The sequence below is a fragment of the Pontibacter qinzhouensis genome, from assembly GCF_008017455.1.
GTDB classification, from domain to species: Bacteria; Bacteroidota; Bacteroidia; order Cytophagales; family Hymenobacteraceae; genus Pontibacter; species Pontibacter qinzhouensis.
Genome location: NZ_VRTY01000032.1, coordinates 14483 through 36476, shown reverse-complemented (window position 1 = coordinate 36476; position 21994 = coordinate 14483). Strand labels below are relative to the sequence as shown.

12 protein-coding genes are annotated in these 21994 nt (G+C 49.0%); 7 read left to right on the top strand and 5 right to left on the bottom strand.

Translation table 11 applies throughout. The annotated features are described in order from the left end of the window. Nucleotides 1–232: 232 nt before the first annotated feature. Entirely contained in the window at nt 233–1822 is a 1590-nt protein-coding gene (locus tag FVR03_RS10275; protein ID WP_147921658.1) for a right-handed parallel beta-helix repeat-containing protein, read from the top strand. A 134-nt stretch (nt 1823–1956) separates the two neighbouring features. Here FVR03_RS10275 and FVR03_RS10270 read toward each other — a convergent pair whose 3' ends face one another. From FVR03_RS10270 to FVR03_RS10260, 3 genes are all read right to left on the bottom strand, one after another. Continuing rightward, complete coding sequence (locus tag FVR03_RS10270) at nt 1957–2913, bottom strand: DMT family transporter (RefSeq protein ID WP_147921657.1); 957 nt, start codon at nt 2911–2913, stop codon at nt 1957–1959. A 45-nt stretch (nt 2914–2958) separates the two neighbouring features. Then, nucleotides 2959–3846, bottom strand: coding sequence for an AraC family transcriptional regulator (locus FVR03_RS10265; RefSeq protein WP_147921656.1), 888 nt, complete (start codon nt 3844–3846; stop codon nt 2959–2961). Between the two features lie 678 nt (nt 3847–4524). Further along, on the bottom strand, nt 4525–5004 hold the full coding sequence (locus tag FVR03_RS10260; RefSeq protein WP_187270114.1) for a hypothetical protein: 480 nt from the start codon (nt 5002–5004) through the stop codon (nt 4525–4527). 538 nt (nt 5005–5542) lie between these two features. On the opposite strand from FVR03_RS10260, the gene FVR03_RS10255 reads away from it, so the two are divergent. From FVR03_RS10255 to FVR03_RS10230, 6 genes are all read left to right on the top strand, one after another. Next, nucleotides 5543–7120 (top strand): MGH1-like glycoside hydrolase domain-containing protein, encoded by a 1578-nt coding sequence (locus FVR03_RS10255; RefSeq protein WP_255474159.1) that lies wholly within the window; start codon nt 5543–5545, stop codon nt 7118–7120. A 48-nt stretch (nt 7121–7168) separates the two neighbouring features. Continuing rightward, nucleotides 7169–8788: a glycoside hydrolase family 28 protein gene (locus FVR03_RS10250; RefSeq protein WP_222707208.1), complete on the top strand. Its 1620-nt coding sequence runs from the start codon at nt 7169–7171 to the stop codon at nt 8786–8788. A 75-nt stretch (nt 8789–8863) separates the two neighbouring features. Beyond that, nucleotides 8864–10474 (top strand): DUF5060 domain-containing protein, encoded by a 1611-nt coding sequence (locus FVR03_RS10245; protein WP_147921674.1) that lies wholly within the window; start codon nt 8864–8866, stop codon nt 10472–10474. A gap of 536 nt (nt 10475–11010) precedes the next feature. Beyond that, the gene (locus FVR03_RS10240) at nt 11011–13854 is read left to right on the top strand and encodes a glycoside hydrolase family 95 protein (RefSeq protein ID WP_147921654.1); all 2844 of its coding nucleotides are present in this window, start codon (nt 11011–11013) and stop codon (nt 13852–13854) included. 177 nt (nt 13855–14031) lie between these two features. Beyond that, the gene (locus tag FVR03_RS10235; RefSeq protein WP_147921653.1) at nt 14032–17664 is read left to right on the top strand and encodes a malectin domain-containing carbohydrate-binding protein; all 3633 of its coding nucleotides are present in this window, start codon (nt 14032–14034) and stop codon (nt 17662–17664) included. A 1040-nt stretch (nt 17665–18704) separates the two neighbouring features. Further along, nucleotides 18705–19928: an alpha/beta hydrolase family protein gene (locus tag FVR03_RS10230; protein ID WP_147921652.1), complete on the top strand. Its 1224-nt coding sequence runs from the start codon at nt 18705–18707 to the stop codon at nt 19926–19928. Between the two features lie 93 nt (nt 19929–20021). On the opposite strand, the gene FVR03_RS10225 is transcribed toward FVR03_RS10230, so the two are convergent. Both FVR03_RS10225 and FVR03_RS10220 read right to left on the bottom strand, forming a co-directional pair. Beyond that, entirely contained in the window at nt 20022–20432 is a 411-nt protein-coding gene (locus tag FVR03_RS10225; protein WP_222707207.1) for a DUF3024 domain-containing protein, read from the bottom strand. Nucleotides 20433–20458: 26 nt separating this feature from the next. Further along, nucleotides 20459–21769, bottom strand: coding sequence for a plasmid pRiA4b ORF-3 family protein (locus tag FVR03_RS10220; RefSeq protein ID WP_147921651.1), 1311 nt, complete (start codon nt 21767–21769; stop codon nt 20459–20461). Nucleotides 21770–21994: the final 225 nt, after the last annotated feature.

Here is a 21994-nt window from a genome sequence, read left to right as displayed (position 1 = left end):
TGCTAGCGTCTTGCCAGCTACAGAGCAGGGAATTTTGAATGAGTGAGTGGGAGAATGACTGAATGGGAGAATAAGTGAATTACAATAGGTAGCGGTTTTAGACAGGAACGCCGTCCTGAACCCTGCTTATCCTGGTATTCTTAAAATTCTGGTTCAGCCAGATAGCAACTTCCAGAGCATCAACACAAACAAGAAAATAAACAACCAAACCAATTACCAAACAAACAAAACCATGCAAACTGGAAAATCGCTTTTAACAGCCCTCTTACTTGCCGCAACGTTTACGTTCTCGGCATGTGAGAAAGAAGACGACACACTGCCAACGGCTCCGCAGGTTACCTCAGAGCTATCGACACTACCCGTGCAGCAGGATGAAGCGAAGGTATTCTCTGTGACCATTTCCGCAGCAGGAAAAATTAAGGAAGTTACCGCTACCGCCACCTCCGGCACAGTAACACTAAGCGAAATTACAGGCATCGGGCAGAACACCGGATCGGCCAGGGTAAATTTTAAAGCACCTGCCACTGTTGGTACCAGCACCATTTCGGTGTTAGTAACAGACCAGCAGAACCAACAAAAGCAGGTAGACATAAGTGTGGAGGTAAGTGAGGTGCCACCTGTAATAGTGGCTGCCGGCGATGTGGACGGCACCTGGCAAAGCGGCCGGACCTACATTGTGCGTGGCAACCTGAACGTTCCGGCCGGAAAATCTTTAACAGTAGAAGAAGGCGTAACTGTAATTGTAGAAGGTGATGGCTCACAGGGCGGCTCTCCTGAAATTACTGTACGCGGCAACTTCTACAGCTATGGCACTGCCGAAAAGCCGGTACTGTTTACTGTGCCAGCCGCACGCCGTACCAAAGAGAACATGTTTACGGGCCTTTGGGGTGGTATTCTGGGTACTATGCAGTCGCAGGAAATGGTGTTTCAGCACACGCGCATCGAGTATGCAGGTGCACCCGCAGCGGAGGGTAGCCCTATTGTAACTTCTGGCGAGTTAGGGGCTGGCGACCCGCGTTACAGCATTTACTTCACCAACCCAAATGGCAGATTCGTGATGCAACACTCCACCATCGCCTACACCAAAGACGATGGCATGCGCATTAACCAGGGCAACTTCCTGATTACAAACAACACCTTTATTTATACAGGCGCCACCGGTGGCGATGCCCTGAACCTGAAAAGCGGTTCTGTTGGCGATGCTGCTTTTAATGTATTCTACCAGTCGGCTACAAACGGTATTAAGTGCTCTAATTCCGACGACCGTTCTCCACAAACTGATGTGAACATGTATAACAACACGGCCATAAACTGCGGCTGGAGACAAACCAAAGCTGGTCGAGGTGGTTCTATTAACCTGGAGAAAGGCGGACGTGGCAAGGTTTTCAATACGTTGGTGGTAAACTGCCGTTACGGCATCCGCTTTCCAAAAGCGCCCGATAACCCCGATATTACCAACTCCACTACAGGCCACAACTTCTACTTTGGCAACCATACTACCATTGCAGATGAATTTTATCCTGCTACAGGCTCTATTACTAAAGGTCTTTTCGAAACGGCTCACGATGTAGCCGGTGCCGCCAACGAGAACAACCCGCAGTTTGCAAGCCTCAACATCAGCAACTTCGATAACACAACTGCCACATCAGCGGAGAACCTGGAGGTGCCGCCAGCAAACCTGAACTTCAAGTTGCAGGCTGGTTCACCGGCTCTGGGTGTAGGTAAAACAGATTTTGCTCCTAAGCTTGCTACTATTATCGCAGGTGGCAAAACGTATACAGCACCATCTCCTGCCTCGCATGCTGGTGCATTTGGGAACTAAACTACCTACTACTTATAATACTTACAACAAAGCCACTGCTCCAGAACCGGGCAGTGGCTTTGTTGCTTTTGAAGAAATGGCACTATTTAATTCGTAAGGTTTTCAGAAAGGTACCCTTATAACAGCACCTATACTTATTTAAGTGCCAGCGCTTTTCGCCGTACCGGAATGCTGTACAACAAGAGTCCGCCCATTATCAGCATCATGCCAACGTTACCCGACCAATTTGGCCAGGCTATGCCCAACAGTAGCACTTCTCCTATTACCGTTACCAGAATCTCGAGCGATTGGGTGGCTTCTACAGCTGCCATTGCGGCGCCATTGGTGCGGGCCATGTGCATGGCCTTAAAAAAGAAGATGCAACCTAACACACCAGAGCTTACAGCAATTACCGACACCGCCAGCAATTGCTGCTCCGAGGGCCAGCCAGCCTGACTATAGCCAAACGTCATTAGCAGCAGGTTAAACGGCAGGCTCCCGATAGCGGTTCCGGCTACGCGTTGCATGGCATTCAGCTTTAGCTGCTTTACCTCCAGGTGTAGCATCAGTTTGCGGTTAGCCAGGGGCCACAGAAAGGCAGCAGTCAGGACCAGCCCGATGCAGCATAGCAATTGTTCTGTGGTGTAGCTTCCTTCTTTCTGGCTCCACTGCATCAGGGCAATGCCAGCCAGAATCAATACCGATAAAAGGAGTGCGCGCATCGGTATGCGGGCGCGGTCGTCTTTATATATAAAAGGGGCGATTAGAATACCTGCCACAATGGTAAACTGAAACACACCTGCCACCAGCCAGCCTGGCCCAAAAAAAGCGCCAAATGTTAGCAAAAAATAGTTAAACCCAAAGGCAATACTCCCCCAGCCTACCCAGACCCAGACATGCCTGCGCATGGTTTGCAGCAGCGGCCAAAGCTGCCCCTGCCACTGCAACATTAGCCCCAGGAAGAGCACAAGCAGCGTGGTACGCAAACCGGTTGTCCAGGCCCAGTGGCCGCCAGTTTTGGCCAGAAAACTGTTAAGAATATAAGTAGAACTGAAAAAAACACCGCCCAGTGCGCCAGTTGCTATTGCTTTAGAATGTTGCGATGTCTGCATTTCCACCAATTAAAATCCTTTGGCAAAGGTAGAGCAGCAGCAGCATCAGGTAGCAGGATTTTCAGCAGCAAGCGTGGTACTTTTGGAACCACCCACCCGAAACTGCATGGGCGTGGTGCTGGTGAGCCGCTTAAAGAAGCGCACAAAATAGCTGGCATCTTCAAAGCCAAGTTCAAAAGCTATCTCCTTTACAGATAGGCTGCTAAAGTAAAGCAGGCGCTTACTCTCGAGCAGGAGGCGCTCGTGCTGCATATCGGCTACGGTGGTGTTCAGGTACTTGCGGCAGAGGCTGTTGAGGTGCTTGGGTGTAATGGCCAGCGCATCGGCGTAAAAGGTAATAGGCCGGTGCTCCCTGAAATACTCCTCTACCAGGTGGCTCAGCTGAAACAGGCGTTCGCTGTGCCGGGGCGGTGTGAGCTGCTTAATTATCTGTACACTCTCGAGCAGGAGGTAGCGCAGGAGGATGTACAGGTACCGCGACAAAATGGCCCAGTCTGGCAAAGGCTTCTGCAGCTCCAGCTCCATAAGGTGCGCCAGTTGCTCTACCGTATGCAGCAGCTGCGGCGGCAAATCGAGGTAGGGGTGCTGGTACAAAGAGCCAAACAGCACCAGCACATCGTGGGCATTGGTTCCGGTTGTTTGCAGAAACTCCTCCGAAAACGATACCAGTATACCCTGCTCCTGCCGCGCCTGCCGCTGGTGCGCCTGCCCCGGCCGCACAAAGAACAGCCGCCCCGCCTGCAGCGCATATCGCCTGAAATCGATCAGGTTATCGCCGCCCTTGGTTTCCTGCACCACCATGAGCATATAGGCATCGTGGCTGTGCGGCACCTCCGACAGCTCGCTGCTATACTCCCCCAGCGATAACACAGTGAGCGGCTGGTGGTTCAGCAGGTCCTGGTTAGGCAGTTTGTCGTTTTTCCGTTCTTTCATCTGATGCGCTACAGGCAGCTTCAGTTGCTGCAAAGGCTCCAGGCAAATGAACTAAATTTAAAGCAGAAACCGGCTTTCTGGCCCTCAGAAAAATTTGTTATATACCAGCTTCATCGAGAGAAATTATAATGCGGCTTATTTAACCGAATTCAATTTTTTAAGCACTGGCAAAGAAGTTTTGTCAGCTACATCAAACCTTTCTCAGTGTTATTCTAAATTTTTCAAATGAAAATAGCCTCCAGAAGGTTTATCATCAGAATTTAGCCAAGGGTCTGATAATTTACCTGATATATTTTAGTTGAATGTAGCTTTTGTAAGAACAAGAGAAGCTGATAGCGCAAACAGTAAGCAACCGGGCTCAAACTGCTACACTTTTGAAGTGGGAAAGGCGTTTTCTGCAAATCCGAAACTTGCGGCAGAAGTTGTAGTTATAGCTTAAATGAAGTTGTACCCTGTTCCAACCCTTGGGTATTTTTGCGCCAGAAACCTTCTGAAGGCCAATTTCATTTAAATAATTGCTCCTGCTAACTAAATTTAGTGCTCCTCCAATTTAATTTATGGAATTATGTTACCTGCAAAAGTGCTTTAAAGCTGCCAGAGGCCGCAGAATAATCGTCACGAGACAGTACGCTTGCGCCAGCATAATTTTTAATTTCTAATTTTTAATTTGGTCAAGCACTAGAGCGGTTCTTCACAGGCTGTTTCTGTTAACACCGTTGCATCGCCAAAAGTTAAGTTGCCTCTGTTCCGGAAGACCATTCTCCCGTCCTGTTCTTCCACCTCACCGTAGCCCTCTACCATCGTGTTTCCTTTTTTCAGAAAGGCCACTTCTCTTACAGAGTTACTTCCTTCTGACTGAAAAGCGTAGTCGGCAAAAAGTGTGTCGCCGCTCATTTGGCCGGAAATGGTGCCGGTGTTTTTGTCTTTCTCGTGTAAGTTATACACGAGGGTTCCGCTAACGGCGTTGCTGCCTGTGTTGGTCAGGTGCAGCCAAATGGTATCGGTGTTGCTGGTGTAGGAGTAGCACTGCTCGGCTGGTTCCTGCTGCTTAAGCGGCTCCGGATCTTCGGGTGTGGAGGTGGTGGCAGAATCGGGGTTGCCCTGGCAGGCCACTAAACCAGCAAAGCAAACGAAAAGAAAGGCTGTGTTCTTCATCATACTACGCTTACTATAAATAGTGGTCTAAAGTTAAAATACCTGTAACGGAACCGCTGAATTATTTAAATGAAACTGGCCTTCAGAAGCATTTTCGACTAAAAACATCCAAGGGTTGGATAGATGAGTTATAGCCCACTATAGCCAGCGACACAACTTACCACTATGTGGGGCACGTTTTAAACAAGTCATAAAAAATCGTGCTATAAGTGTCGTATTTTTCAAGGTGATGCCGTTTCTAAATCCGATAAGTGAGTATGCAGTCTATAAAGCAGTATAACAGAAAGGCACCTCTACTTTTGTGGCAAATCGAATTTTTACCTCAAAACGCTGCTTATAGGAACGCTTTTTGCTTCCGTTTATATTTAAACATTTGCTTTATAAGTAAATTATTATTTGTAAAGGCTTTAATTTAGTAGTACCTTAGCCTTACCAAAAAACAAAGAAAAATCTGTTTCTGATGGCTCTTTTTTTTACCTCATCAGAAACGATTGTTCGTTTGAAAACCAGCTTCTTATCAGTTTTTAATAATTTTTAGTTCATGGTATACTTAGCTCAAAAGCTATTTCTAATGGTCGGTTTGCTTGCAATGGTAAAGACCTGCTCCGACTCCGATGCGCTGCAACCTAACGAGCGGGTGCTGCAAGGCGACAAACTAGACCAATACGTAACGTATTTTAACCAGATGGAGCCGGAGGACGTGGTTAACTACGTGCCGAATGCGCAGGCGGCCAGCTGGATGAAGCAGAACGTGCCGCTGTTTGAGTGCCCCGACTCCGTGCTCGAAAAGAACTATTACTACCGCTGGTGGAGCTTCCGGAAGCACTTAAAAGAAACCCCTGATGGCTTTGTTTTCACGGAGTTTATTACGCCCGTAAGTCATGCCGGCATTCACAACACTATCAGCTGTGCCCTCTCCCACCACGTGTACGAGGGCCGCTGGCTGCATAACCAGGAGTACCTGAACCAGTATGTAAACTTCTGGTTTGAGACAGAAAAGAAATTAGACCGCAGCAAATACTACAAGTTCAGCAGCTGGGTGGGCGATGCCGCCTATAACCGCTTTCTGGTAAACCAGGATTCGGCCCATGTGCTGGCCCTGCTCGATGACTTTGTAGAGGACTTTAAGACCTGGGAAGAAACCAACGACTACGGCAAAAACCTGTTCTGGCAGTTTGATGTGCGCGATGGCATGGAAGAATCGGTGAGCGGCTCCCGCAAAGAGAAAAATGCCCGCCCTACCATCAGCAGCTACATGTTTGGCTATGCCAACGCCATTGCTAACCTGGCCACCATGGCCGGAAAGCCAGAACTGGCAACCGAGTACAGGCAAAAAGCAGCCACCATAAAAGCATCGGTACAGGAGCACCTGTGGGATGAGCAGGACAAGTTCTTTAAGACCCGCCACGAAGACGGCCAGCTAAACAGAGCCCGCGAAGCCATTGGTTACGTTCCGTGGTACTTTAACCTGCCCGACGACTCTCCGGCGTTTGCACATGCCTGGGAACAGATCCGCGACTCAGCTGGTTTTGCTGCTCCCTGGGGTCTGACCACTGCCGAGCGTCGCGAACCAACTTTCCGTACGCGCGGCTCTGGCCACGGATGCGAATGGGATGGTGCTCTCTGGCCATTTGCCACCACCCAAACCCTGAAAGGGCTGGCGAACCTGCTCAACGACTACTCCAACCACACCATGACGAAGCAGGATTATTATGATGCTCTGCATACCTATGCCAAATCGCATCAGAAAAACGGCAAACCTTACCTGGGTGAGTACCAGGATGAGAAGACCGGTTACTGGCTTAAAGGCGATAACCCACGCAGTAGCTACTACAACCACTCCGGCTATACCGACCTTATTATAAACGACCTGGTGGGCCTTAAGCCACAACCCGGTAATAGCTTAGAAGTGCAGCCACTCATTCCGGAAGGCCAGTGGGACTGGTTCTGCCTCGACAATGTGCTCTACCACAACCAGATTGTAACTATTCTATGGGATAAAACCGGCGAGAAGTATGGCAAAGGCAAAGGCTTCCGGATTTTTGTTGATGGTAAAGAGATCCATCATTCCAGGGACCTGAAACAGGCGGTGGCAAAACTGCCCGTGAAAAAGAGCTAAATATACACGGCACAAAAAATTTACTTATAATTTCCAACCAAACCTATAATGAATACGAGACGGTACAGCATCCTCCGCAGCTTCTTCTTTTCGTTATTCTGTTTTGTCATGCTTACGGCAGTTACGACAAAGGCAGAGAAAAGCCCCTACTACAACGTACTGAAGTACGGAGCTAAGAACGATGGCAGCAAAATAGCCACTGAAGCAATCAGAAAAGCCATCGATGCTGCTTCTAAAGCAGGTGGTGGCACTGTGTTCTTCCCGGCAGGCGAATACCTGACTGGCCCTATTCACCTCAAAAGCAACATCACTATTTTTATAGATGCTGGTGCCCTGATCAAGTTCAGTGATAATTTTGACGATTACCTGCCCATGGTGCCATCGCGCTGGGAAGGAATTGATGTGGTAAACTTTTCGCCGCTTTTTTATGCCTACGAGCAGGAAAACATCACCATCATGGGCCGTGGCACCATAGACGGGCAAGGCAAAAAATGGTGGGACTTCCACCACAAGCTCTACGACAAAAGCATGGCCCGTACCAAGTGGCAGCTTGAGTTCGACAAAAACAATAAAGATGTGCTGATGCCGGACATACCGGGTATGGTGGAACGTGGCTTTCTGCGCCCGCCCTTCATCCAGCCCTTATTCTGCAAAAATGTACGCATCGAAGGCATCACCATTATCAACTCGCCTTTCTGGACTGTTAACCCGGAGTTCTGCGAAAACGTGACTATTACAGGCGTTACCATCAACAACCCGAAATCTCCTAACACGGATGGCATTAACCCATCCTCATGCCGCTACGTGCACATTTCTGATTGCCACATCAGCGTAGGCGACGACTGCATTACCATTAAATCCGGTAAAGACAGAGCAGGCCGCAAAATGGCTACACCGGCCGAAAACTATACCATTACCAACTGCACCATGCTCAGAGGCCATGGCGGCGTGGTAATCGGCAGCGAAATGTCTGGCGACGTGAAAAAGATCACCATCTCGAACTGCGTATTCGACGGAACAGACCGTGGCATCCGGATAAAAACAGCACGTGGACGTGGTGGCGTGGTAGAAGAAATCCGTGTCGACAACATCATTATGAAAGACATTAAGGACCAAGCCATTGTACTGAGCATGCAATACGCTAAATCTGACCCGGAACCGGTTTCTGAAAGAACCCCGATCTTCCGCAATATCCACATAAGCGACATTACCGTGGACGATGCCAATGAAGCGATACTGATTGATGGCATTGAGGAGATGCCTGTTGAAAACATCACCTTCAACAACATCAACATAAACTCCAAAACAGGTGCCACCATCCGGAATGCTAAAAACATTGAATTCCATAACGTGACGATCAATACCGAATCAGGCCCGGCCATTATAGCGCAGGAGGTACAGATGATGGAGATCGGCGGCGTTAAAACCCATACGCCACACGCTAACACGCCTGTTGTAGAGCTCAACAACGTAGACGATGCCTTTATTTTTAACGCCAACCCACGCCCGGGTACTGATGTGTACCTGCAACTGAAAGGCAGCAAAACCAAAGGCATCATTCTGAATGGCAACAACTTCCGACACGCCAAAACACCTGTAGCCAAAGACCAGGAAGTAGCTGAAACGCCTGCTCTGGAAATTAAGCCACAGGCAGCATCCAGGAAGTAAAAAGAAAAATTCACATACATTAACAGGCCTTTGGACCCAACCATGCGTCAAAAAGCTTTTATTTTTTCATTGATAATGCTGTTTATCCTGGCCGGCTCTGTTGCTGCCCAGGATAAACCTGTTCAGGGCCAGCAGGTAGAGCGGTGGGATGTTTTTGAGCTGACGCTGCAAGGCCCATCGGCCGGAAATCCGTTTATACAAGTACCGCTCACAGCTACTTTTAAGCAAGGCGACAAAACCTTTACCCCGGATGGCTTTTACGATGGCAACGGCACCTACAAAGTGCGTTTTATGCCCGACACCGAAGGCACCTGGACGTATGAAACCCGGAGCCGCCATGAGGTGCTAAACGGCAAAAAAGGTTCTTTTGTGTGCACGCCTGCCGCGGCCGGTAACCATGGTCCGGTACGGGTGCGCGCGCAGTACCACTTTGCCTACGAAGATGGCACTCCCTATTTTCCTTTCGGCACTACTATTTACGAGTGGCCCTACAACCCCAAAGAGCGGCAGGACCAAACCATCGAAACCCTGAAGAACTCGCCTTTTAACAAGGCGCGTTTCCTGGCTATTCCGCCTTTTAAACCAAAATATGTGGAGGGGCCGCTCAAGCTAACACAGTTTCCGTTTGAGGGTACCAGTAAAGAAAACTGGGATTTCTCCCGCTTCAATACCGACTACTTTAAGCACCTGGAGCTATGTGTAGAGCGGTTACGGGCATTAGGTATAGAGGCCGACTTTATTTTGCTGCGCCCTTACGATGGTGCCTGGGGTTTCGACAAAATGGACATGGAGACGAACGAGCGCTTTATCCGCTATATCATTGCCCGGTTCGGTGCCTACCGCAACATCTGGTGGAGTTTGGCCAACGAGAACAGCTTTATGCGCCACCTCTCGCAGGAAGACTGGGATCAGTTGTTCCAGGTAGTGGAGAAAAACGACCCGTACCAACACCTGCGCTCCATCCATAATGCCGATAAGTTGTACGATTACTCCAAGCCTTGGGTAACGCATGTGAGCCTGCAGTATTACAATGCCGTGAAGGCCTTTGGTGTGTCGCCGCTCCTGCGCGACATATACCGCAAACCTATTGTGCACGACGAAATTAACTACGAAGGCAACGTAAGCCGGCGCTGGGGACAATTAACCGGCGAGGAGATGGTAGATCGTTTCTGGATTGCTTATGTTGGCGGCTCCTACGCCACCCACGGCGAGGCTACAGAAGAAGGCTGGATCTCGAATGGCGGCACCCTCTCCGGCACCAGCCCTAAACGCATTGCTTTCCTGAAAGAGGTGGTGGAACAGGGACCAAAAGAAGGACTGAACCCGCTGGACCAATACTACCTGATGAACGCCGCCGGCAAGTACGGCGAGTATTACCTCTACTACTTCGGTAAAGACACACCCAAAAACTGGACTTTTGAACTGCCAGACGATGCCTTAAAACCCGGCATGAAGTTTAAGGTAGATATTATAGATGCCTGGAACATGACGGTTACTCCACTAAAGCAGGTTTTTGAAGTAGAAGAAGTGAACCGCTACAAGTACAGGGATAAGAAAAACACGAAAATAAAGCTTCCAAACAAACCATACATCGCGCTCCGGATTCAGCAGGTAGATACCGGAAAGTTGAACGATACAAAAGAAACCATAAAGCGAAACGAGCTAACAGATGAAGTAGAACCGTAGGGCTGCGCCAAATTAGAAATTATGGCTGCCAGATTCTTAAAACGACAATTTAATCTGTAATAAAACTGAAGTAACCCTTGACCTTAAAAAGCTAAAAAAGCCTTTGGAAGGCCATTTTCATTAAAATAATTAGATTGTCTGTTGATTGTTGAATAGTTAAATGGCTTAAATGTTAAAAGCTCTAATTGCTTTTGCTCATTATATGAATTAATAGGAGTATCAGAGTGTAAGTAATTACCATTGGCTATCGAACTTTTCCAGTCTTTGGCTTGAGCTGCCTCGTGAGATCCGGTGCCGCTTAAGCGGCATGCGCAGCTTTAGCGGAGCAAGGAGGGAACGCAGCGGCGATGGCCAAAGACGAGGCCCCGCGGCCGTGAACGCTCGGAGCCAAAACTTATGAAACAATACGGCAAGAGGGCACTGGATCAAGCAGCTTTCAATGCATTAGAACCCTTTGCCCTAAGTCTTATATCACTTTTGTTAACAGCGACATCTGTTTACAGATGCTCCACTGATTTTACTTTAACCCAAACCGCATGAAAGCCAAAAGCTTTGTAGTACTTTGTTTTCTCCTCCTTACGTTGTTTGCCTTCAACCAAAAGCAAGAAAGCAAAAACGATCTAACCCTATGGTACAACACGCCTTCTAAAGAGTGGACAGATGCCTTGCCACTTGGCAATGGCCGCCTGGCTGCCATGGTATATGGCGGCGTAGAAAAAGACCGCATTCAATTTAATGAAGAAACCCTCTGGACCGGAGAGCCACGCGAATATGCCCGCCAGGGAGCCGCCCAATACCTGCCCGAACTAAGAAAATTATTAGCTGAAGGCAAACAGAAAGAAGCCGAAAAACTGGCGCAGGAGCATTTCATGAGCCTGAAAAGCAACGAAGATGGCGATCAGGGAGCGTGGGTAGAGAAAGTAAAAGCGCTTCAGAAACAACCTGCCTCACCCGCACAACCAAAATTCAACGACAGCCAATGGAAAGAAATGACACTCCCGACCGAACAAGGCTGGGAAAGCACCGATATAGCCGGCATGGAAGGCATGGACGGAGCCGTTTGGTTCAGAACTACCTTTGAGCTTCCTAAAAAGTGGAAAGGCAAAGACCTGAAGCTGGAACTAGGCCGCATCCGCGACGAAGACTTTACTTTTGTAAACGGCGAGTTAGTGGGCACCACTACCGGCATCGGCAACCACAGACGCTATGTTATTCCGGCTAAACTCCTGAAGAAAGGAAAAAACCAGATTGCCGTGCAGGTGCTCAATTACTTCGACAAGGGCGGTATTATCGGGCATAAGTTTGGCAATATTCCGCTATCGATTTACTCCGAAGGCGACCCGGAACCTGAGAAGAACCTGATTCCGCTAAACACCAAGCCCTGGAAATACTGGATTCAGGACGACATGCCACCTGCCGTGCCCGCTTTTCAGGCATCGTACCAGGCCTTCGGAGACCTTTGGCTTGATTTTAAAGGACACGAAAATGCCAGCAATTACAGACGTGAGCTGGATATTCAGCAGGCGATTTCCCGCACGACATATACCGCCAACGGTGTAGAGTTTACGCGGGAGTATTTTGCCAGTGCCCCCAACCAGGTAGTGGCGGTGCACCTGAAAGCCAGTAAGCCAGGGCAGATTACGTTCGAAACTTCACTAAGCAGTCCTCATAAGAGATCATCTACCCGCAAAATAGATGCCCAAACACTGGGGCTGAGCCTGCAGGTGAAAAGTGGTGCCTTGCGCGGCGAAAGCTTTCTGAACGCCAAAACCAAAGGTGGAAAAATAACTGTTACCGACGATAAAATAACCATTACAGGAGCCGACGAAGCCACGCTTTACCTGACGGCAGGCACCAACTTTGTACGCTTCGACGATGTTTCAGGCAACCCGGAAGAAGTCTGTCGGCAAGCTTTACGAACAGTGCAAAACGCCACTTACGAACAGGTAAAAACGGAGCATGTAAAAGAATACCAGGGCTATTTTAACACCCTCACCTTTCATACGCCTCATACGGCCAATGCCGATTTACCTACCAACGAGCGTATTGCAAAGTTCTCAACGTCCTCCGACCCCTCTATGGTGCCGCTGTACCTGCAATATGGTCGTTACCTGCTTATCTCCAGCTCACGCCCCGGCACACACCCGGCCAACATACAAGGCATCTGGAACGATATGCTGGTGCCACCCTGGGGAAGCAAGTACACCACTAACATCAACGTAGAAATGATTTACTGGCCGGCAGAACCGCTCAACCTCTCGCCTATGCACGAGCCCCTGTTCGACATGGTGGATGAACTTGCGGAAAGAGGGAAGGTTACAGCCAAAGCCCATTACAACGCACGTGGTTGGGTAATGCACCATAATACTGATCTGTGGCGCGGCACTGCCCCTATCAACTCATCTAACCACGGTGTTTGGGTTGGCGGAGGTGCCTGGCTGAGCCACCACCTCTGGGACCGCTACGAGTACACACAAGATAAAGAGTTTTTGAAAGAACGTGCCTACCCTGTTATGAAGGGAGCAGCCGAATTCTTTGTAGATTTCCTGGTAGAAGACCCTAAAACAGGCTGGCTGATCAGTACGCCTTCCAACTCTCCTGAAAACGGTGGTTTGGTAGCCGGTCCTACCATGGATCACCAATTAGTTCGCAGCCTTTTCCAGAAAACAATAGCAGCCAGTGAAGCACTAGATACCGATGCTGCCTTTCGGAACAAACTAAAAGAAATGTGGCCGAAGATTGCGCCCAACCAGATTGGCAAGCACAGGCAGTTGCAGGAGTGGTTACAGGACATCGATGACCCGGATAACAAGCACCGCCACGTGTCGCACCTGTGGGGCATGCACCCGGGCAACGACATTACCTGGCAGAAGAACCCGGATATGATGAAGGCGGCGAAACAATCGCTGCTGATGCGTGGCGACGAAGGCACCGGCTGGAGCCTTGCCTGGAAACTGAACTTCTGGAGCCGCTTCCTGGATGGCGACCACGCCTACAAAATGGTGAACATGCTCATTCATCCGGCAGCAAAGGGAGGAGGCTCCTACCCTAACCTCTTCGATGCGCACCCGCCCTTTCAGATAGATGGTAACATGGGCGGAGCAGTAGGTATTGCCGAAATGCTGGTGCAGAGCCACGATGGTGCCATCGACATTCTGCCAGCTTTGCCAAAAGCTTTACCAGAGGGAGAGATAAAAGGAATCAGGGCCAGAGGAGGCTATGAATTAAACCTGAAATGGGCCAATGGCCAACTGCAGAACCTGGAGGTAACATCCTTAGCCGGTAACAAATGTGTGGTAAGGTATGGTGGCAAAACCATCAGCTTCGATACTCAGAAAGGAAAGACTTATAAGCTAAACAAAGAGCTGAAGCAGATTTAGAGCTGTATCAAGACCTCATAGCGTCTTCCAGACTTGGGAGTATCTGAGCCTCAGCCAGAAAATTTACCCAAAGCGTCGTAGCCTCCAAAACGCTCGCAGGTCTGAAAGACGCTGCGAGGTTTGTGCGGTAGCCGGGGCAAAAATTAATCACATTAAGTAGTCTCACTAATTTCATTCATGAGAGTTTTACATTTTTCAGTAGCATCTATTCTATCATTAAACAAAAAGGTAAAAGCACAAATCTTGTTGCTGCTTCTGGCTTTGTGCATGGCTTTTACTGCCAAGGCACAATCAGAAGTTCGCCAGGATATTTCGCTCGACAAAGGCTGGCATTCTATTGCCGACGACAAAAATATACATGCTTACCAGGGTTTTGAACAGCCAACTTACGCCACAAAAAATTGGAAGAAAGTAGATGTGCCGCACAACTGGGATGGCTACGAAGGCTACCGCCGTATGCGCCACGGCAACCGGCACGGCTATGCCTGGTACCGCAAAACGTTTCAGGTGGAGCCCCAGAAAAAAGGGCAGCGCTATTTCCTCTATTTTGAAGGCGTTGGCTCCTACGCTACAGTCTGGCTAAACGGGAAGCAGGTCGGTTACCATGCCGGCGGCCGCACCACCTTTACCTTAGATGTTACAGATGCCATTCTACTCGACAAGAAAGAAAACCTCCTGGCTGTTCGCGCCGACCATCCGGCCGAGATAAAGGATTTGCCCTGGGTGTGTGGCGGCTGCTCCGATGAGCGGGGATTTTCCGAAGGTTCGCAACCGATGGGAATCTTCCGGCCGGTGCACCTGATCGTGACAGACCCGGTACGAATCGAGCCATTTGGCGTGCATATCTGGAACGACTCCACCATCTCGGAGAAATCTGCCCAACTCAACATCAACACAGAGGTCAAAAACTACGGCAGCAAATACAAAACGGTAACAGTTATCAACCGACTTGTGGATAAGTCGGGTAAAACGGTGGCCGAATCTAAATCGAAGTCGAAAATTCAGGCAGGTAAAATGGCGATAATCAGCCAGAGGCCTCCGGTTATCAACAATCCGCATCTTTGGTCGGTTGAAGACCCTTATTTATACACGCTGGTAACGGAGGTGGTAGAGAAAAACAAAACTATTGATCAACTCAGTACACCATACGGCATCAGGTGGATCAGCTGGCCAGTTGCCCGAAACGACAACGATAAACGCTTTTTCCTGAACGGCAAACCGGTGTTTATTAACGGTGTGGCAGAATATGAACACCTCATCGGCCAGAGTCATGCTTTTAGCGCAGAGCAGATAAAGTCGCGGGTCATGCAGATGAAAGCAGCCGGCTTTAACTCGTTCCGCGATGCACACCAACCGCACAACCTGCGTTACCAACAGCATTGGGATGAACTTGGCGTTCTGCTCTGGACCCAGATTTCGGCACACGTATGGTATGATACTCCTGAATTTAAAGAGAACTTTAAAAAGCTGCTGGTAGACTGGGTGCGGGAGCGCCGCAACAGTCCGTCGGTGGTGATGTGGGGGCTGCAGAACGAAAGCAAGCTGTCGGAAGAGTTCTCAAGAGAGTGCACTGAACTGATCCGGCAACTCGACCCGGCTGGCTGGACAACACGCCGCGTTGTAACGACCTGCAACGGTGGTAGCGGCACCGATTGGGATGTGCCCCAGAACTGGACCGGCACCTATGGCGGCAACCCAAGCCTGTATCACGAAGACATGCAGCGGCAGGTCCTGATCGGCGAGTATGGTGCCTGGCGTACCCTCGACCTGCATACCGAAGGCGAGTTTGACCAGAATGGCGTTGTGAGCGAAGATCGCATGACACAGCTCATGGAAATGAAAGTGCGGCTGGCAGAATCGGTGCGCGACAATACCTCCGGCCACTACTTCTGGCTCTTTACCTCGCACGACAACCCCGGCCGCGTGCAGGGCGGCGAAGGTCTCCGCGAACTGGACCGCATTGGGCCGGTAAACTATAAAGGAACGCTTACGCCATGGGAGGAGCCGCTGGATGTGTACTACATGTTCCGATCTAACTACGCGCTCAAAGAAACCGAGCCGATGGTTTACATTGCCTCCCACACCTGGCCCGACCGCTGGATAAAACCGGGCAAAAAAGACGGTATTGTAGTTTATTCTAACTGCGATGAAGTGGAGTTGTTTAACGATGTAAATACCCGTTCGCTGGGCAAGAAAAAACGTCCGGAAGGCAAAGGAGCGCACTTTACCTGGAACGGAGCAGACATTACTTACAACGTGCTCTATGCAGTGGGTTATGTAAACGGCAAGCAAGTAGCTAAAGATTATATCGTGCTGAACCACTTGCCACAAGCTCCTAACTTCAAGGCCTTCCTGAAAGATGCGAAGCCACTTACGGCAGCTGCGGCCAGTCAGAACTACCTGTACCGCGTGAACTGTGGTGGCCCGGCTTATACCGATGCCACCGGCAATACCTGGTCGGCCGATGTGCATAAGACAACAGCCAACACCTGGGGCTCCGTATCCTGGACAGATGATTTCACGGACTTACCTCCTTTCTTTGCCAGCCAACGCCGCACCTACGACCCGATAAACGGAACAACCGAGTGGCCACTTTTCCAGCAGTTCCGCTATGGCCTCGACAAGCTTCGGTATGAGTTTCCGGTGCCGGATGGCGAGTACCAGGTGGAGCTTTATTTCACGGAGCCGTGGTTAGGAACAGGTGGCGGACTCGACTGCACCGGCTGGCGCTTGTTCGATGTAGCCATAAACGACCAGACCGTAATTGAGAACCTGGATATCTGGAAAGAAGTTGGACACGACGGGGCTCTGAAGAAAACAGTAACCGCAACCGTAACAGGCGGGCAACTGGTTATTTCTTTTCCGCGGGTAACTGCGGGCCAGGCACTGATTTCAGGTATTGCCATTTCTTCTGCCAATCCTGCTCTTAAGGCGGCTGCCCCCTCTCCTGCTTTAATCCAAAACCTGACGGTAACAGACAAAGCCGCTGCAAAAAACTGGTCGGCACATACCTGGCTGGGTACAGGCAACAAACCGTATGCAGGTTCAGAAACTGCTTTTATCTCCCTGCCTTCTGATTGGTATGGCGCTGAGTGGCTCCAGACTCCGGCATCTGTAAAAGCAGCGGCAGGCGCCAACATAGCGCAGTTTGTGGTAAGTGCTGAGGCTGATGTTTTTGTAGGCATCGATGCACGTATCACACAAAAGCCAGCCTGGCTGAAAGATTACGAAGACACCAAAAGCTTTATGCAGAACACGAAGGACGAAGGCAACCGTTTCCAGGTTTACAAAAAGCGTTTCCAGGCTGGAGCCACCGTTAGCTTAGGCAACAATGGCAGCATCTCCAAAGGAAGCGCCGCTATGTATGCCGTAGCCGTAACCAAAGCAGCCAACATAGATCCGGCCTACGACCTCAAAACCACCGCCCGCTACAATGCCAAACCTGGAGAAACAGCTGGCCCAACGCAGATAGTAGACGAGGTAAATAAAAAAGCGACCGTAACTTTTAAATCAGCTTCAGAAACCAATGTGGTAGAGTTCGATTTTGAGGTAGGCGTGGCTGATATTTACGCGCTGGAAGTACGCTATCATAACCCCCACGAACGAGAGTTTAAAGGTAAATTGCAATTATTAGCAATAGATGGTACTTTGATGAAAGAGGAAGCTGTTGAGTTTACACCTACACGCCCAACCAAGTGGAATTACATAAACAGCACCACCGGCAGTATGATAAATGCAGGATATTATAGAATCCGGATTATCTCGTCTGAGGCTGAGAATGTGAGTTTTTATGATCTGGCGGTACAGTAGGTTGTTTAGATAGGCTATAGATATTATCAAGATAAACTAATAGTAAGGGGCATCTGTGTTGCTCTACTTTTTTTTGAAGAGGGGGTTCCATCTGACTTAGTTGCTGTTCTATCCGGTGCCCTCCTGCTGTTTTGTTTCATAGTTTTGGCTCCGAGCGCTCACGGCTGGGGAAGGGGCCCTATATAAGCGAGGCCTCGTCTTTGGCCATCGCCGTTGCGTTCCCTCCTGCCTTCGCTCGCGCTCAGGCTGCCGCAAAGGCGGCACCGGATCTCACGGGGCGGCTCAAGCCAAAGACTGGGATTTGTTCGATAGCTAAGGCAGTGGCGGCAGGCACAATACCTGATACACCTTATTTAACATTTACCACTTTTAATCGTTGCGCCGGGAAGAAGTTAAATACATTTAAGTAGCACTTTTAACTTCTTGTTTTGCCAGATGTAAAATATCAGATTATAAATTATTGTAATAGAAAAAGCCTTCAGAAGGATTTTAGCCAGAACTTTACTAAGGGTTTATTAAATTAAATTTGTACTGACTCCTCAATACCAGGTGTAAGACAGGCTAAGAATTAATTCCTCTACGAATGCTACAGAGCGAATACCTTTGCCAGGTGCACGGAATGAAAATAAACTGTCGGGGGAAGGGGCCCTCTTTAAAGAGCGGTCAGCGAGTGGGGGAAGGGACCCTCGATTTTTATTTTCTTGATTTTTTTGTTCTTTTTGTATCAAGACAAAAAGAACCAAGAAGCCAGCTATGCAATAGCTTCAGCCTGATTAACAGGTAAACAGCAGCTATGCAAACTTATACTAACAAGCCAGTAGCTATTGCTGATGGATCTCGCCCACAAGATCCTTTCAGGATGACAAAGAGGTAAGTGCTTTACAATAAATAGAACAGTAGTAGGTCTATATGATAATACACACTTACAGTACCTAATCGTTTTTAAACCCTTAGCTACTTTTACCTATTTCTTCTTCGGAAGGCCATTTTTATTAGAATAATTTCGGTTGTAGCCGATAGAAAACATAAACAAAAGAGATATGCCTTTAACTTTTAAAATCAATTTTCTGGCATCTAAAAAGCTGCTGCTGGCACTGCTACTTGCCATTATTGGTGCAAAAGCAGGTGCACAAGCCGTAGACACCACGCTCCTCACGCAGGGTCGTTACTTTACGGAGGCAGAAGGCAAGGCAGCCCTCGATAAGTTTGCCAGCACCTACAGCGACCGGAAAAGCTGGGAGAAAAGAGCCAAACGAATCCAGAAGGGCATAGTAGAAGGAGCCCGCCTGCACCAACTCCCCATGAACACACCGCTGAACCCGATCATCCATAGCAAAAAAACCTACGATGGCTATACGGTGGAAAATGTGGCGTTCGAGAGCTTCCCCGGCTTTTTTGTAACCGGTAACCTCTACCGCCCTACCCAGCAATTGGATTCTTATGCCGCTATTCTGTCGCCTCATGGCCATGGCAAGGACCCCAGGTTTAGTGCCTATGTGCAGGAACGATGCGCCACCCTTGCCCGTATGGGAGCAGTTGTGTTTGCCTACGACATGGTTGGTAACGGCGATGCGCAGCAAACTACACACAAACACCCACTAGCCCTGCAGCTGCAAACGCATAACAGCCAGCGCGCCGTAGATTTTCTGCTCTCGCTACCGGAAGTAGATAAAAAGCGGATTGGTGTAACCGGTGAATCTGGAGGAGGAACCCAAACCTTTGTTCTGACGGCCATCGACAAACGTATTGCGGTATCGGTGCCGGTGGTCATGGTGTCTGCGTTTCATTTTGGCGGCTGCGTGTGCGAGAGCGGCATGCCCATTCATAAAAGCAAAGACCACCAGACAAGCAACGTAGAAATTGCCGCACTGGCCGCACCTCGCCCTATGCTCCTGATCTCCGACGGAAAAGACTGGACCAAAAACACATCGGAGGTAGAATACCCGTACATCAAAAATGTGTACAGCCTCTACAACAAAACCGAAAACGTAGAAAACCACCACCTGCCCACCGAGGGCCACGACTATGGCCCCAACAAACGAAAAGCAGCCTACTTCTTTCTGGCAAAGCACCTGAACCTGGCCCTGGAGAACATTATAAACGATGAAGGGGAAATAGACGAAAGTTTTGTAAAAATTGCACAGCCGGAAGACCTGCATGTTTTTGATGCCCAACACCCAAGGCCTGCACACGCCGTAATGGGCGACGAAGCCGTAACAAAACTGGTGGCCTCTTATGCCAAAGGTAAGAAGCGGAAGAAATAAAGTTAGCAGCTTTCGGCCCTGAACCGAATTATTCTAATGAAAACGGCCTCCAAAAGGATTTTACCTGATTTTTAGCTAAGGGCTCCACAAAGTTTAAGGCCAGAACAGTTGGTTCTGCTCTACCTCCTCCAGGCAGTTCTCCAGGGTCAGATCTTCAAAAACGGTAAACCACTGCCCGGTATGACGGAAGTAGGCCATATGATATTTACCTGGCCCGGCATATTCCAGCCGTGTGAACTTGGTTTCGTTTTCAGAAACTACGGCTGCCGGATTATCGCAGCGGTAGGTGGCGCAAAAATAGAAATAGCTGCGGTACCACTTGCCGTACACATCATGCACATACCCCCAGTCAGGATTAGGCGGTTGTATCCAGGTAGGTTTCATTTTTTCTATAAGAGCCTGACACATTGCGGCTACCTGCTTTTTATCAGTTTCCGAAACGGTGGGTTTAGGAGCTTTAGCTGAGGTAAATACCCACATTTTCGGCGCTTTCTTTTTTGCCATGTCTTTACATGAATAATAGTTTCCAATTACTCTTCCTCTTCAGACCAGTATTGTTCCGGCGCATCTCCTTTTGCTTCTACTACAATCGCTTTTTTTGGTTCAGGCAAAGAAGTGTCTAATAGGAGCACCTGAAGCGCAAACTGCCACTCATCGCCAAAATCGAAAAGGTAGAGCAGGCGCTTGCCTTCGTACAAGCCTGCTTTACTTAAAGTTACTTCATCGGCGTATGGTGGTTGCTCGCTATAAGGGTCGTTAATGGCATTCCTGGACCATCGTTTCCCATCCAGGAAAAAGGCATACAGATGATCGTTGTCGAAATTATAAGCGTCCTGTATGGCCAGGTGCAGTTCCTCGAAGGTGGCAGAGGCTCCAATTAGTATTGTCCGGTATAGCTGCTTCGACAAAGAAACTTTTATGCGATAAACACCGTTCTTGGAGGCTTCTTTTTCTGCGGAGCGCTGCAGAAGCGATTGCTCTAACTCTCCTGGTGCTACCAAGGCTTTAAAAGCCACCAGAAATGGTTCTTCGGGTCGCTGCTCCTCTTCCTGTTCATCCTTATCTCCCTCCTCCTCCTGATCGCCTAACAAAAAAACAGGCTCAAAGTTAAAGGAAAGCTCGTCGCCATTCAGGTCATTCCAAAGTTCAAACGGACGCTTTTCGAGGAGCACGGGTATCAATTCTTTTCCAGTTGCTGTCGCCCCGAAGCTGCTGAACGGAAATGTATAACTATCAGGAGCTGTGGTGAAGGCAGCACCCGGTTCCAGATCATATAAATTCAGAAACCAGAACACATAGTACATGTGTTGGTTGCTTACCCAAAGCGGTCTGGTGTTTTTCTGTTCCGGAATTACTATTTTCTGATCCTTTATGAGTAACTGCTGCCCTGGCTCCAGTTTATTTAAGAGTTCGAACAGGTGCATGATAACCCCAAAATAGTGAAACGACCTGCTCCCCTCCATCGCTTCATAATCGAGGTGGCACCAGGCTGTTTCGAGCAGGAAAAAATATTTTTCGCTACGTGTCAGCTGCTCATACTGCTCCAGCACGGCATGGTTTAGCTGTAAACTGGCTGCCTGCTTCTCGTGGTACAGGCGTGCCAGGTCCGTTTGAATTACTACATGGTAAAAAAAGTGGAGCAGCGGGTATTTGGGCTGCATACTTTTGTCGTGGGCCCAGAAAGCCTTGAAATGCATCTCCTGGTTCAGGCGTGCTAAATCTGTTCGCTTTAAGTGGTTGTTACCAGCCGTAAGAGGTACCTTTGTTTTCGCCTTAAGAAAGGTCAGAAACAGTTCGAAATCATCAATAACAGGAAGTGAGGAAATAGTAAGCTTCTTCATGATGAAATTAAGTATCTTTTTACACGAAAAAATTATGTATTACTGGTTCATATGGTGAGAGGAAGTAGCGTAAACTAATTGAGGGGGTAACGTGCTTGTGCAGCTAAACGAAGGTGGCGGTTTCGAAGCACTTCACTGTCAACCAAGCAGAAACTTTGATAGAAGCACAAAGCTTGATTTAACCACTGAACCGCCACTTTTGGGTAGCTGCTGTTATATGCCGTT

What these genes read in the sequence shown, in the direction of transcription:
- FVR03_RS10250 (WP_222707208.1), top strand. Translation starts at nt 7,169, where the DNA reads ATGAATACGAGACGGTACAGCATCCTCCGCAGCTTCTTCTTTTCGTTA.
- FVR03_RS10225 (WP_222707207.1), bottom strand. Translation starts at nt 20,432, where the DNA reads ATGGCAAAAAAGAAAGCGCCGAAAATGTGGGTATTTACCTCAGCTAAA.
- FVR03_RS10240 (WP_147921654.1), top strand. Translation starts at nt 11,011, where the DNA reads ATGAAAGCCAAAAGCTTTGTAGTACTTTGTTTTCTCCTCCTTACGTTG.
- FVR03_RS10230 (WP_147921652.1), top strand. Translation starts at nt 18,705, where the DNA reads ATGCCTTTAACTTTTAAAATCAATTTTCTGGCATCTAAAAAGCTGCTG.
- FVR03_RS10245 (WP_147921674.1), top strand. Translation starts at nt 8,864, where the DNA reads ATGCTGTTTATCCTGGCCGGCTCTGTTGCTGCCCAGGATAAACCTGTT.
- FVR03_RS10235 (WP_147921653.1), top strand. Translation starts at nt 14,032, where the DNA reads ATGAGAGTTTTACATTTTTCAGTAGCATCTATTCTATCATTAAACAAA.
- FVR03_RS10265 (WP_147921656.1), bottom strand. Translation starts at nt 3,846, where the DNA reads ATGAAAGAACGGAAAAACGACAAACTGCCTAACCAGGACCTGCTGAAC.
- FVR03_RS10255 (WP_255474159.1), top strand. Translation starts at nt 5,543, where the DNA reads ATGGTATACTTAGCTCAAAAGCTATTTCTAATGGTCGGTTTGCTTGCA.
- FVR03_RS10260 (WP_187270114.1), bottom strand. Translation starts at nt 5,004, where the DNA reads ATGATGAAGAACACAGCCTTTCTTTTCGTTTGCTTTGCTGGTTTAGTG.
- FVR03_RS10220 (WP_147921651.1), bottom strand. Translation starts at nt 21,769, where the DNA reads ATGAAGAAGCTTACTATTTCCTCACTTCCTGTTATTGATGATTTCGAA.
- FVR03_RS10270 (WP_147921657.1), bottom strand. Translation starts at nt 2,913, where the DNA reads ATGCAGACATCGCAACATTCTAAAGCAATAGCAACTGGCGCACTGGGC.
- FVR03_RS10275 (WP_147921658.1), top strand. Translation starts at nt 233, where the DNA reads ATGCAAACTGGAAAATCGCTTTTAACAGCCCTCTTACTTGCCGCAACG.